Consider the following 12,939-nt stretch of genomic DNA (forward strand, 5'->3'; position numbering starts at 1 on the left):
ATATGCAATCGAATTTAGAATGGTTTAGAACATTTAAAGCGATTTACGAAACAGGTACAATGAGCGGAGCCGCTAAGCAACTTTACATTACACAACCTGGTGTAAGTTTGCATTTAAATGCCTTAGAAGGTTATACTGGCTTTCCACTTTTTGAACGTACTGCAAGAAAGATGATTCCCACTGAAAAAGGACATCAGCTATACCAACAAGTGATTCAATCTCTAGTTGGATTAGAAGATATTGAAACCCGATTTAAAAAGAAAGCTGGCAAAGAGAGAGCTACTGTATCTGTTGGAATGTGCGTAGAAACCTTTCAGCATGCCTTAGAAAAGCATATTCCTGATCTGAATTTTAACTTAATTATGCAATTTGAATCTAACCCACAACTTACTTTAGCTTTAGAAAGAGGTGCTTTAGATTTAATATTAACATCAGAAGTAAGTACTAATAAAGCGCTTACATTCTCAGCTTTTACGGTTGAAAAGTTGGTTTTAATTGCTGGGAACAAAGTAAATCTTGAGGCTATTCCAGATTTTGATTCACTTACAAAAAGCGAATTAAAAGCATGGCTCAAAGAACAAATTTGGTACAATACCGCTTCTGACATGCGCTTGTTAAACACCTTTTGGGAAAAGAACTTTAATGAAACACCAGATTTTTTTCCTAATTACATAGTTCCAAATAAGTATTCCATTTTGAGGTGTTTGTCTAGAGGTGATGGATTTGCTGTTTTATCTGAGTTTTTATGTGGAGATGCCTTAAGAGAGCAAAAGGTATTTAAAGTTTGGGAAGGATATAAACCTATCGAAAACACACTTTACTTCGGAAAAAGAAAGCAGTCTTTATATATGGACGAAATTAAAACATTAGAAGAAATGCTGATGAATGAGTTCTTAGAGAAAGAAGAAATAGTTAATTAATTCTAAAATCTATAGGAATTACAACCTCGGATTTTGTAGTAATTCTTTTTCAATTATTTAGAGTTGTAACCCTATAGAGCAAGAATGTTTAATCTTATACTAGACAAGAAACTAATAATCTCCCATCGAAAAGTAGAGAAGATGCATACTCTGCTTTTGAATTAAGAATAAAGTCTACAAATGGTTTTGCTCCTGCGTGATCGGCATTATCTGCGCAAATTACCGAACCTGTTTTAAGCTTAGATTTTAAAACTGAAAACACGGGCAAATACAATTCTTTGGCACCATCCAAAAATACAAAGTCAACCGGATAGGAAACAGACTTTAAAGTTTCTACTGCATTTCCTTCTAAAATAGATACATATTTCCTCAATCCGGCTTCCTCAATATTTTGCTGAGCCGCTATCACTTTGTTAGGCTCCAATTCACTGGTTATCACTTTTCCATTTTCATCAGCTGCTGCGCTTGCTAAATAAATAGTAGATATACCAAATGAACATCCAAATTCTATTAAGTTTTTTGATTTAGAAGCTTTCGCCAAAAAATAGAGATACTCTCCTACTTCTTTACTAACTGCCATGTAGGCTGTAGACTTTGCCTCAAAACTTTCTGGATTTGTTTCTCTTAATTTTATCCTTTGCTGGTAATTCTCTTCTGCCTTTTCGTGCAAAGAGTTTAAAGTTGTAATAACTTTTCTGTTAGTGATACTATTCATTTTTATGCTGGTTTTTATGCAAATAACAACAATCTTTGAAAGATAATTACCGCAATTATTTGAATTGCAACAATTGCTATGCGAATCACATAATTCGCACCATGAAATGCACTAATGATCATGTTTTTATTGTAAAAAACCGCTTTTTTATCTAAACATTAAACAAAATATTTGCTGCGAACAATTGGTATATAAACTTTGTTCACGATTCATTTTAGGGCAACTACATTTTAATTTTATACATCAAATGAAGAAAAAATTAATAGCAGTATGTCATCAAACAGAGTGAAAGAGAAATTGGAAATACTTGCAGATGCAGCTAAATACGATGTTTCATGTGCTTCGGGGCAAAGTAACCGAAAAAACAAAAACAAAGGACTCGGCGACTCTTCTAGTAGTGGAATTTGTCATGCTTATACTGAAGATGGCCGCTGTGTTTCCTTGTTAAAAATCTTGCTCACTAATTACTGTATTTTCGACTGTGCATACTGTGTTAGCAGAAAGAGTAACGACATTAAACGAGCAGCTTTCACTGTAGAAGAAGTCGTGGATTTAACCATTAATTTCTACAGAAGAAACTACATTGAAGGACTTTTTTTAAGTTCTGGCATTTTTCATAATGCAGATTATACCATGGAACGCTTAGTGAGAATTGCCAAAAAATTAAGATTAGAGCAAAACTTTAATGGCTATATCCACCTTAAGGCAATTCCTGGAGCGAGTGAAGAATTGATGAAAGAAGCTGGGCTCTATGCCGATCGACTCAGTGTAAATGTAGAAATGCCAACTGCTCAAAGTCTTAAGCTGCTAGCTCCAGATAAAAATCACCAAGATGTGATTAAACCAATGAAGTATTTGAAAAATGAGATTATTGGCCATAAAGAAGAAAAAAAGCAGAATAGAAAAGCCCCAGTTTTTGCTCCTGCCGGACAAAGTACACAAATGGTAATTGGAGCCACCAAAGAGAATGATTTTGATATTCTAAAAGTGGCTGATTATTTCTACCAAAAAATGAATTTAAGAAGAGTGTATTATTCTGGTTATGTGCCGATTAGTAATGATAACAGACTGCCAATTATAGGCACACCCGTTCCGATTATCCGTGAGAATCGGCTCTACCAAGCAGATTGGCTAATCCGCTTTTATGGTTTTAATGTAAACGAAATTGTAGGTGTTGAACATCCTCATCTCGATCTGGATATTGATCCTAAACTTGGTTGGGCACTTAGAAACTTCCATCAGTTTCCTGTGGATGTTAATACTGCCGATATAGAAATGATTCAACGTGTGCCGGGTATCGGATTTTTAAGTGCCAAGAAAATTGTAGCAGCTCGGAGCTATAAAAAGTTGAGTCCAGAAGATTTACAAAAGCTAGGAATTCCGTATAAGCGAGCGAGGTACTTTTTGGCTTTTAGTTCACCATTTTCAATTCAAAAAGACTATACGCCTATTCAGATTAAACAACAGATATTGAAACTTCAAAACAGTAAGTATAAGAACAACTTTTCTGGTCAATTATCTTTATTCTAAGCTAATGACAACAATTATCTTTGATGGTACTTACCAAGGTTGGCTAACAGCAGTTTTCGAAATTTATGAGTTTAAGTTGAAAGAGGTTGAATTTGTAAGGAATCAAAGTACTACAAACTCACTGTTTGCAACAAAGCATTATGTTCAATCTGATGAAAACAAAGCAAATAGGGTATTAAAAGGCCTTGAAAAGAAGCTCTCTAAACAAGGGGTAACAGCGATTTATAAAACCTTTTTATCGGAAGTAGATCAGGCTGATGATGTAATGTGGCGATTTGTAAAATATGTGTTTGATAGTACAGAAAATGTTGAAAATGATATTGGTAACTCTGCAGTTTGGGATGTGAAAAAAGCTGTGAAAAAAGTAAGACGAGAAACACATCGAATGAAAGCATTTGTTCGCTTTCAACTCACCAAAGATGATTTGTACTATTCAATTGTAGAACCCGATTGTGATGTTTTACCCTTGATCATAACTCATTTTAAAAATCGCTTTGCAGATCAACGATGGCTGATTTATGATGCAAAGCGAAAATATGGTATTTACTACGATTTAGAAACTGTGCGCATTGTTGAAATAAACTTTCAGGCGAATGTTAAATCGTCAAAACCATTAATGGAAATTAGTGATGAACGTGAAGAATTCTATCAAACTTTATGGAGACGATACTTTAATAGTGTTAATATAAAAGCCAGAACAAATATGAAACTCCACATTCAACACATGCCAAAACGCTATTGGAAATACCTCACCGAGAAATACCCTGATTTATAATATCTCAGCATTTAGCTCAGTCTACTTCCCAATTTTTGCTTGTATTTGCTGAGGATATCTTTCACCTGTAATGGTAATTCCTTTCAAAGCAGTATTTATCTTGCCTAACTCATCGTCAGTTAAAGCAATTTTTGTCCCTCCAATATTTTCTTTAAGTCTATGCAGTTTAGATGTTCCCGGAATCGGTACAATAAAAGGCTTTTGAACCAACAACCAAGATAAAGCAATTTGAGCAGGACTAGCATTTTTATCTTTTGCTATTGAAACTACCAAATCTACCAATGGTTGGTTAAGTTCTCTGTTTTCTTTGCTAAAACGAGGCATTATATTTCTGGCATCGGTTTTATCAAAATCTGTAGTAGCTGTAATTGTTCCTGTTAAATAGCCCTTTCCCAAAGGACTGAAAGGCACAAAACCAATTCCTAGTTCTTCCAAAGTTGAGATTATCTCGTTCTCTGGCTCACGATAAAACATTGAGTATTCACTTTGTAAAGCAGCCACAGTTTGTTCGGCATGCGCTCTGCGAATTGTTTCCGCATTAGCTTCACATAAACCAAAATGTTTTACTTTACCTTCTTGTATCAAGTCTTTTACAGTTCCTGAAACATCTTCAATCGGCACTTTTGGATCAACTCTGTGTTGGTAAAACAAATCGATATAATCTGTTTTTAATCTCTTTAAAGATGATTCTGCACTGGCTCTAATACTTTCTGGACTGCTATCTACCTCGATCTGATGTGTACCTCCTTTAAATCCAAACTTTGTAGCAATTTTTACTTGATCGCGAATTGGTTCGAGTGCTTCCCCTACTAGCAATTCGTTGTCTCCATAGCGTTGTGCGGTGTCAAAAAAGTTGATTCCTAAGTCAAATGCAGAACGGATTAGCTTTATCGATTCTTCTTTAGATGGTGCATCAGGAAAACTTAAACCCATGCAACCAAAGCCTAAAGCGGATACTTCTAATTCGCTATTTCCTAATTTTCTTGTTTTCATCTGTTTCATGTTTTAATGAGTAATGAAACAAATCTCCTGTATTCTAGAATGAAATCATTTGCCATATGGCAAAAAGCAAATTAGCGGATGTTTTTTCTAATTCTGCTGAGAGAAGATTGAGTAATTCCTAGATATGAAGCGATGAACGAAAGAGGAATTCGGTTCACCAAGTTCGGAAAGTTTTCAATAAACTCAAGATATCTTGTAGTAGCATCTTGATCTATTAGTGGGCTTCTTCGTTCCAATTTTTGCCTATGTTGCTTAGCTGTAATTTTTTGAATAATGTTTTCCCATCCTATAATAGTATCTGCAATTTCTTTCCAATCTTTTTTAGAGAAAACTATAAGTTCAGTATCTGTAATTGCTTGCAAATATTCTGATGGAATGTAATTAGAATCTATATCGTAACCATACAAGATTAACAGATTTTCTTCAATAAAATATCGCGTAATTTCATCACCTTCTTTATTATAATAATAAACCCTTAACACGCCATCTTTTACAAAACCAACTTGCTTAATTGCTTTTCCTGCTTCCCAGAAAAACTCATCTTTTTGCAAAGAAATCTTATTCGCTTTACTAGTGATAAAGTCAATCTGCTGTTGGTTTAAATTACCAAACTGTAAAACATGATCTATAAATTCTTTCATGCGTGAATTTAGCAATCGATACTAATAAAGAATTTGCCATATGGCAAAAAATGAAATTTTCAGCCGATATAAACTTTAAAATCAATCGGCTACATCTGCCTCGATAATAGTTAACCAAGGATAGCTCAATCCCAATGTGATACAAGCATATTGCTTTTTTAATTCTGTGGGTTCAACAAAAACTTGTAGATTTTGCCCAACTTTAGCATACACAGAATCAAGCTTGTAAGCTGAAAATGTTAAGCTATTCGAAGATACAAGCTCATTTATGCGAACAGAATCTTTTTCTAAAAATTGAATAATAGGAAGATGACAATCGATACTCTCTCCTACTACAACTACCTTAAATTTATTTTCAGGAGTTAGCTCATCAGTAGTTTCGCAAGCAAATAATAGACATAATATCAACAAGTAGTTTTTCATAGAGTGCAATTTATCTCTTTACTATTTCTCATGTTATTTCGCTGCAACATTCACCTACTATTTTGTGTGTTTTGATATTTACAAGTCGATATTATTACAAATTAAATTGGAATGCTAAAATAGAAGGTTGATCCTTCATTCAATTTGCTTTCTGCCCAAACTGTTCCATTATGATATTCAATTACTTTCCGTACAATTGAAAGTCCAACTCCTGTACCATCAAAATCTGATGTTTTGTGCAAACGTTCAAAAATGTTAAACAACCGATCGTAATACTGCATATCAAAACCTACCCCATTATCTTTCACTACATACACGCAACTGCCCTCAGACTCATAATTACTCACTTCTATCTTGCTAAGGTCTCTTGGTAATGTATATTTAATTGCATTAGAAAGTAAATTTGTTACTAATTGAGTAATCATGGTTTTATCTGCTTGGCAATTATTCAATTTGCCTAATTTAAACTCAATTTTTCTTTCACCTTTATCTTCGGTTAGATCAGAGTAAGCGTTTTCAAACACTTGCTGCATGTTTATATCTTGCTTTTTTGCCGTTTCGCGATCTAATCTAGACACAAGTAAAATCTCATCGATTAAGTGACTCATTTTAGTAGTATTCTTCATTATTAAATCAATTATCTCGCCTCCATCCAGATCTAAATTTGATCGATAATCTTCATTTAAAATTTTAGAATAGTTTGAAATTGCTCGCAGTGGTGCTCGTAAATCGTGAGATACAGTATAGCTAAAAGACTCTAATTCGTTGTTTTTAAGTTTAAGTTCTTTTGTGCGCTTGGATACTTGTTTTTCTAATTCAGTGTTGAATTGCTGAATTTTCTTCATTGCCATTTTGCGATCGGTTATATCTTGGATAAAAACATGAATTACAGGTTTATTTCCCAACATAAATTTACACGGTGTAGCCTCAGCAATAAATACAGAACCATCTTTCCTTTTGAAACTAGTTTCAACACTCAATTTATTTTCTACCTGCATTTGATTTAAAACTTCAGTAGAATGATCAAGCTCAGATTCGGTGTGGAGATCAAATATCTTTTTCTTTAAAAAATCTTCTCTGGAATAACCAAACTCTCTTATCGCACTATCATTAGCATTAATGATAGCCATTTCCATATCGTGGATAATCGTAGGAATAATGGAATATTTGAACATCTGTTTAAAGATGTCTCCTCCTTCATCAATTTGCTGAAAATCTTTCAAAAGATTTATAGAATCAGCATTATCATGTTTATCCTCTGCTTTATTCATAGCAAGATCACTTAACTTAATGATGTTCTTTTAGATTAAATCAAAGTTAAGTTAATCAATTTTTGAGATTGAATAAAAGAAGAAGATTAATAAATTACACTAGGCATTTCAATTAGAACAAAATATTCAGATACTCTTTTTTGGTTATTTATATTATCCTTGTTAAATTAAATTGGAGCACTTAAATATATGCGACTAAGTCTCAATATTTATGTCATTTTTTAATCTTTTTAAGATGATTCGAGATGGTAAAACATCAATTTTTTAATCTAAACATTGTTATGTAAATGTGCTGAATTCTTCTAAACGCAGCGACAAAATTTATGACATATTATATATCACTCTTTATCAATAGTTTATGAAAAATCATAAAAATTTGAGACAATAATCTAGTTCGATATAATTTTTTTTGCATTATTTTAATAATAGAATTTTGAAACAAATAAATTAATTTTGGCCATTATTTTATGTAAAAGATAGTATGCCTTATTCTGGAATAAAAAAAATTATACTTCTTGAGGACAGTCTGGAAGATCAAATAATTATTAAGGGGAATTTATACAGCAGTGGAATTTTTGCTGGTATAGCATGCTGTGACAACAAACAAGATTACATACACTGTTTAAAACATACCCAACCTGATATTATACTATTAGATTACCATGTGCCTAGTTTCGACTTCGATGAAGCATTGAAAATGGCAAGAAATGCTCATGAAAATGTGCCTGTGATTTATGTAACAGGTATAATTACAAAAGAATTAGCTTCTGAAGTTTTAGTAAAAGGAGCTGATGCATTAGTAACAAAAGACTGTTTGGAAGAATTGCCGACCGTTGTACAAAGTTTATGGTTAAATTTATTAATGAAGCGTGCACCTCAAGAAGCCTCAAAAAAGAATCTTAGCAAAAAACTAGAATATATAAAGCTTGAATTAAATTCTTTGATCAAAAATAATCAGATATGTATTAAGGCTTTTGATAAAAGTGAATAAAAGTCTATCATCTTTTCATCATTTTACTTGATGCAAAAACTTTAAGAATCATCATATAATTACTTTCTGTGAATAGTTAATTGGCCTATCTTTTACAAAACCTTTTATATAAACTACTCAACAATCTCCAATTTCTGTCGATAAATAAATCGATCTGTATTGATCTCTATAAAATATAGGGCTGGAGGAAGTATTTTGTTTGGTGACACTTTCAAATAATTACCATCATAATTTTTAATCAAAGTAGAATATACTTTTACGCCTCTAATATCAGAATAAGTTACTCTTACATAAGAGTAATTGTAAGCAGGCATTATGATGTTAATTTCTCCCTGAGAAAGATTTAAGCTTGGGAAAACTTCTACTTGGTTTTCGTTAAAATTATTGATATTAATGATTGAACTATATGTTGTAGAACTATCCTTATCAATAATTTCTAACATATAGTAATTATTACCTGGAACAATCTTATTATGTTCGAAGATATAATTTGATACTGACTCTTCAGCTCCCTTGCCATATACTTTGCCAATTTCGCTGAATGTTGAGCCGTCAGCTGAGTGTAAAACTTTAAAATAATCGAAATTTGTTTCGGAAGATGTTCGCCAATTAAGCTCTACAATATCTCCTTTTAATTGTCCTCTAAAAAACACTAGATTTACTGGTAATAAACCTGAGTTTACACCATCTTCATCGATAGCAACTTCTCCTCCCAAACCATCGCCATTTAAACAATATACTGGAGCATCAGCTTCAGTTGGTGGATCTGTATCATTACACGCCCCCCCACCTTTAGCTATTATAGTTCCACAAATTCTTAATTGATTACTACCACTAGAGCCTGTAACTACCCCTCCAGATTCGATAATAATATATCTACCACAACCAGAATCTGTACCATCATTAAGATCTATTTTGTCACTAGAACCAGGGAAATCTAGATGACCTCCATCTTGAATCCTAATGTTAGCGTCTAAGGTATTATTACCACTCACTTCAATTGTGACTCCATCGGTAATAATTACTTCATCGCCAGATGCAGGGGCACTTCCAGTCTCATCGCAAGTCATAGTGGCTAAGCCAATAGTACAAGGTGAACCTCCACTACAAGATATAGTACAGGTTTGAGCAAGTGAAATGTGTGCTATGATAAAATGCAGTACAAAAAGAGATAGCCTTAATCTATTCAAGATGCTAATAAAGGTTAAAGTCAGCTCTAAAAACGACGAAGAACTATAAAATTACTTCTAGACTAATAGCAAGGCCTCTTTCTAATTTAAAAAGGTAAAGTATATTTAATATCCTTACCTTATATTAGGTTCATTTCGCTTAAAAAATTTAGCCTTTATTTTAAACTTACACTTTGTTATATAACCAATATAGAGCGTATCAAAAATACAAGTTGCTTATTTTTAAAAAAATTTGAGGTTATTCTATGAGCAAGGATTATAAAATTGTAATAACCCTAAAAACACTACGAATTGGAAAATATTAAATGGCCACTTTACCTGCACTTATGTCAAAAAAAATTATAGCGGCTAATAAAAGATGCTGCTTTTAAAGCAAAAGAACAATTAGTTGTTTCTTATAAATTACAAACAACATGGCGTAAATAATCCACCATGTTGTTTGAAGAAACTAAACATTTAGCTCAATTTGCCACCGAATACAGGCATCATATTAGCATCACCATAATCAGTAATTTCCTCAACATTTTTTAAGATTTCCATATCACTTTCTGATATTACAAAATCTATATCTGCATTATTTTTCATATGTGCTGGGTTTGCTGTTTTTGGTAAAGGCAAAAGACCCAACTGCAAAATGTAGCGAATACTTAATTGAGGAACAGTAACATTATATTTTTTAGCAACTGCAAGTACCTCTTCATTGTGCATTAATACTCCATGTGCGATTGGTGAATATGCTTCTACCAGAATATTTTGGTCTTGACAGTATTGGATAAGCGAGGTCGGAGTTTTACCAATGTGAGCCAATATCTGATTTACCATTGGTTTTACAGTGCAATTTTCAAGAATGTTTTCAATGTCTGCCTGCTCAAAGTTAGACAAACCAATTGCACGAAGTTTACCAGCTTTGTAGGCATCTTCTAATGCTCTCCAAGCTTCACTGTTTCCTTCTTTATGTGGATCACTTTCATGAAATTGCATCCAAGGTTTCGGGCTATGGATAATCATTAAATCAATGTAATCTAGTCCCATTGTTTTAAGTGAACCATCTATTGAAGCTACTGCTTCTTCATAAGATTTTACCTCTGCTGCAAGCTTGGTAGTAACAAACAGATCAGATCTTTTTAGACCGCTAGCTATCACACCTTTTCCAACACCATTTTCGTTTTGGTAAGCTTGTGCCGTATCTATATGTCTATAACCGATATCAGTTGCATCTTTTACAGCTTGTACTGCATCATCGTTACTGATAAACCATGTACCAAGGCCTAACTTCGGAATTTCTACTCCATTAGGTAATTTATAATTTTCGTTTAGTATCATAATTTTAAAGTTTAATTGATCTTATTTTAATATATACTTATTCGTTATAAGCCAATACCTTTACTGTAGCAGCTTTTGCATTTCTACTAATCATAGAATTGAGATAAGGACTTTTGCTATATTTTTGTCTATAAGCCTCATCAATTTTATCATTAATATCTCCCTCTATTAGCTCAAAACGAACTTTCTTTGTAAGCCCAGCAGCTTCAATTTTTCCAGCTTTTTGCTTTACAGCAGAATTATACCATCTAGATTTAGTGCCATTATATGCTCTCACATACAATTGATTTTCTACTGATACAACCCAAATCCAAGTTGGTGTACCATAGGTTTTTCCATCTTCTCGGAATGGTGCTATGTGAAAGTCGTCTTTTTGAGCTATTAGAGTTATTTCTTCTTGTGTTAATGATTCAGAGATAGTTTCCATAAGTTTTATATTTCACATTTCGTATCCGGGCTCTTTATAGAGAATATCTTTTCGCCCGATAATTTTTTTAGGATAAATCTCACTTTTCCATTCACCTGAAGTAAAATCTTCTATGGTAACAGAGTAAGATTCATCACCATAACCAATCACTTTTTGTGCAGCTTTTACTAGCTCTTTAGCCAATTCTTGCTTTTGCTCTTCAGTTTTACCTTCGAGCAGATTAATTTGTAAATGAGGCATATCAGCTCTTTTTATATTGTTCGTCTGAAACTTTTTCCATCCATGTTACTACTTCTCCATTCAATTCTTCTTGAATAGCAATATGGCTCATTGCTTTATTTGGAGAAGCACCGTGCCAGTGTTTTTCGTTTGGAGCAAACCAAACAACATCTCCCGGTCTAATTTCTTCAATTGGTCCACCTTCGCGCTGCACCCAACCCAAACCAGATTCTACTATAAGAGTTTGACCAACTGGATGTGTATGCCAAGCAGTTCTGGCTCCAGCTTCAAAGGTTACTAGTGCTCCTGCTGCCTTTGTTACATTATCTTTTTTATTGAACAGTGGATCAATTCTTACTGTACCTGTAAACCAAGCTTCTGGTCCTTTTACCGATAGCATTTCGCCGTTTTTTACTATTTCCATATTACGTGTGTTTTAGGTAAAATGATTATCCGTATTCTTACCACAAGCTCAAGTGAGCGTACAAGCAATTAATATTCTGTCAAAAATATCATTTTCAAAGTATCTTCTATTGAGTTTGTAACAGAACTCATCTAGATAATTCTGTAGATACCCTGGCCTTGTATGCTGATATATCCCTTGTAGGACTTTCTTTGCATTCCCAATGGCTGTATGTACCCAAGGTAGTTTGATATGGGCCTGTTTTGAGGGCACTTTTTCCACATCCATCTCGAACTCTCCTGTCAGTGACTGATAGGTTGAATAGCCATCTGTAATCATCTTGGCATTCTGGGCAACATGCCGGGTAATCGTATTTCTAGCAGTTTCTACTGTAAAATCAGCGCATACAGCCATTTTGAAATACTTGCACCTTTTAGAAGGGCGGTGTTTTTTAGGCTGTAGCACCACCTCTGTCTGTGCAAAGACCATCGCCATGGTCTGCTTCTGGCTCCCCCTTCCCCGCTTTCTCTCCTCTTCCTTCTGCCCCTCGGGTACTAGTGTTTCAAAGAACCCTTCGTCTACCTCAATATTGCCTCCCAGCAAGTAGTGGTTGTCCCGTTGGCCCATCGCAGAGCGTATTTTGTGCATCATTGCCCAGATAGGTTCATAGCGCTTATGATTGAGCTGCCTCTGCACATTACAGGCAGAAGAACCTTTCTTGCTACAGCCCATCAGCCAGATAGCAACGAACCAGTAGCGAAACGGAAGTTTGGAAGCTTCCATGATGGTGCCACTGCGGAGGCCTGTCCTAAAACTGCATGACTTGCATTGGTACATCTGCTTGCTATTTAGCCAGTAATGCTCTTGGCTACCGCATTTCTTGCAACAAACACCTGCTTTATCCCTGATTTCCTTGAAACGCTCACGGCATACCTGCTCATTGCGGTACGCTTCCATGAATTCAATAATACTATCCATAATCACCTGTTTTTGAGCTAATTTCGAAGCGCAGACCATACCCTATTTACTTTGTGGTAGCTTTACGGATAATCATTTTAGGTAATAAACTCTACCACAAGCATTTTGCCTGTGGTAGTTATTTTCCAAAA

15 protein-coding genes and 1 pseudogene are annotated in these 12,939 nt (G+C 34.2%); 4 read left to right on the forward strand and 12 right to left on the reverse strand.

The window, feature by feature from the left end:
* The first annotated feature begins 2 nt into the window (after nt 1-2).
* Nucleotides 3-920 carry a LysR family transcriptional regulator gene (locus OQ292_RS22530; RefSeq protein WP_284686205.1) on the forward strand — a complete coding sequence of 306 codons (918 nt, stop codon included), beginning with the start codon at nt 3-5 and terminating at the stop codon, nt 918-920.
* A 94-nt stretch (nt 921-1,014) separates the two neighbouring features.
* Here the strand turns inward: OQ292_RS22530 and OQ292_RS22535 are convergent, their stop codons facing one another.
* A complete protein-coding gene (locus OQ292_RS22535; protein ID WP_284686206.1) occupies nt 1,015-1,635 on the reverse strand; it encodes an O-methyltransferase in 621 nt (206 codons plus the stop codon).
* Nucleotides 1,636-1,905: 270 nt separating this feature from the next.
* Here OQ292_RS22535 and OQ292_RS22540 point away from each other — a divergent pair, with 270 nt between their 5' ends.
* Together OQ292_RS22540 and OQ292_RS22545 are read left to right on the forward strand one after the other, a co-directional pair.
* Nucleotides 1,906-3,165, forward strand: a complete 1,260-nt coding sequence (locus OQ292_RS22540; RefSeq protein WP_284686207.1) for a putative DNA modification/repair radical SAM protein — start codon at nt 1,906-1,908, stop codon at nt 3,163-3,165.
* A 4-nt stretch (nt 3,166-3,169) separates the two neighbouring features.
* Nucleotides 3,170-3,940, forward strand: a complete 771-nt coding sequence (locus tag OQ292_RS22545; RefSeq protein ID WP_284686208.1) for a TIGR03915 family putative DNA repair protein — start codon at nt 3,170-3,172, stop codon at nt 3,938-3,940.
* A gap of 21 nt (nt 3,941-3,961) precedes the next feature.
* Here the strand turns inward: OQ292_RS22545 and OQ292_RS22550 are convergent, their stop codons facing one another.
* From OQ292_RS22550 to OQ292_RS22565, 4 genes are all read right to left on the reverse strand, one after another.
* Complete coding sequence (locus OQ292_RS22550) at nt 3,962-4,933, reverse strand: aldo/keto reductase (protein ID WP_284686209.1); 972 nt, start codon at nt 4,931-4,933, stop codon at nt 3,962-3,964.
* Nucleotides 4,934-5,013: 80 nt separating this feature from the next.
* Nucleotides 5,014-5,583 (reverse strand): Crp/Fnr family transcriptional regulator, encoded by a 570-nt coding sequence (locus tag OQ292_RS22555; RefSeq protein WP_284686210.1) that lies wholly within the window; start codon nt 5,581-5,583, stop codon nt 5,014-5,016.
* 81 nt (nt 5,584-5,664) lie between these two features.
* Nucleotides 5,665-6,006 (reverse strand): hypothetical protein, encoded by a 342-nt coding sequence (locus tag OQ292_RS22560; protein ID WP_284686211.1) that lies wholly within the window; start codon nt 6,004-6,006, stop codon nt 5,665-5,667.
* A 101-nt stretch (nt 6,007-6,107) separates the two neighbouring features.
* Nucleotides 6,108-7,277, reverse strand: a complete 1,170-nt coding sequence (locus tag OQ292_RS22565) for a sensor histidine kinase (protein ID WP_284686212.1) — start codon at nt 7,275-7,277, stop codon at nt 6,108-6,110.
* A 481-nt stretch (nt 7,278-7,758) separates the two neighbouring features.
* Here OQ292_RS22565 and OQ292_RS22570 point away from each other — a divergent pair, with 481 nt between their 5' ends.
* Nucleotides 7,759-8,268, forward strand: a complete 510-nt coding sequence (locus OQ292_RS22570; protein ID WP_284686213.1) for a response regulator — start codon at nt 7,759-7,761, stop codon at nt 8,266-8,268.
* A 113-nt stretch (nt 8,269-8,381) separates the two neighbouring features.
* Here OQ292_RS22570 and OQ292_RS22575 read toward each other — a convergent pair whose 3' ends face one another.
* From OQ292_RS22575 to OQ292_RS41150, 7 genes and pseudogenes are all read right to left on the reverse strand, one after another.
* Nucleotides 8,382-9,458 (reverse strand): hypothetical protein, encoded by a 1,077-nt coding sequence (locus tag OQ292_RS22575; protein WP_284686214.1) that lies wholly within the window; start codon nt 9,456-9,458, stop codon nt 8,382-8,384.
* 456 nt (nt 9,459-9,914) lie between these two features.
* Nucleotides 9,915-10,781 carry an aldo/keto reductase gene (locus OQ292_RS22580; RefSeq protein ID WP_284686215.1) on the reverse strand — a complete coding sequence of 289 codons (867 nt, stop codon included), beginning with the start codon at nt 10,779-10,781 and terminating at the stop codon, nt 9,915-9,917.
* A gap of 37 nt (nt 10,782-10,818) precedes the next feature.
* Complete coding sequence (locus OQ292_RS22585; protein ID WP_284686216.1) at nt 10,819-11,208, reverse strand: DUF2255 family protein; 390 nt, start codon at nt 11,206-11,208, stop codon at nt 10,819-10,821.
* A gap of 12 nt (nt 11,209-11,220) precedes the next feature.
* Nucleotides 11,221-11,448, reverse strand: coding sequence for a tautomerase family protein (locus tag OQ292_RS22590; protein WP_284686217.1), 228 nt, complete (start codon nt 11,446-11,448; stop codon nt 11,221-11,223).
* Nucleotide 11,449: 1 nt separating this feature from the next.
* The gene (locus OQ292_RS22595) at nt 11,450-11,851 is read right to left on the reverse strand and encodes a (R)-mandelonitrile lyase (RefSeq protein ID WP_284686218.1); all 402 of its coding nucleotides are present in this window, start codon (nt 11,849-11,851) and stop codon (nt 11,450-11,452) included.
* Between the two features lie 48 nt (nt 11,852-11,899).
* Nucleotides 11,900-12,613 (reverse strand): IS1595 family transposase, encoded by a 714-nt coding sequence (locus OQ292_RS22600; protein WP_284683380.1) that lies wholly within the window; start codon nt 12,611-12,613, stop codon nt 11,900-11,902.
* A gap of 42 nt (nt 12,614-12,655) precedes the next feature.
* Nucleotides 12,656-12,847 (reverse strand): annotated as a pseudogene (locus tag OQ292_RS41150) (transposase); the annotation flags it as partial.
* Nucleotides 12,848-12,939: the final 92 nt, after the last annotated feature.

The sequence above is a fragment of the Chondrinema litorale genome, from assembly GCF_026250525.1.
GTDB classification, from domain to species: domain Bacteria; phylum Bacteroidota; class Bacteroidia; order Cytophagales; family Flammeovirgaceae; genus Chondrinema; species Chondrinema litorale.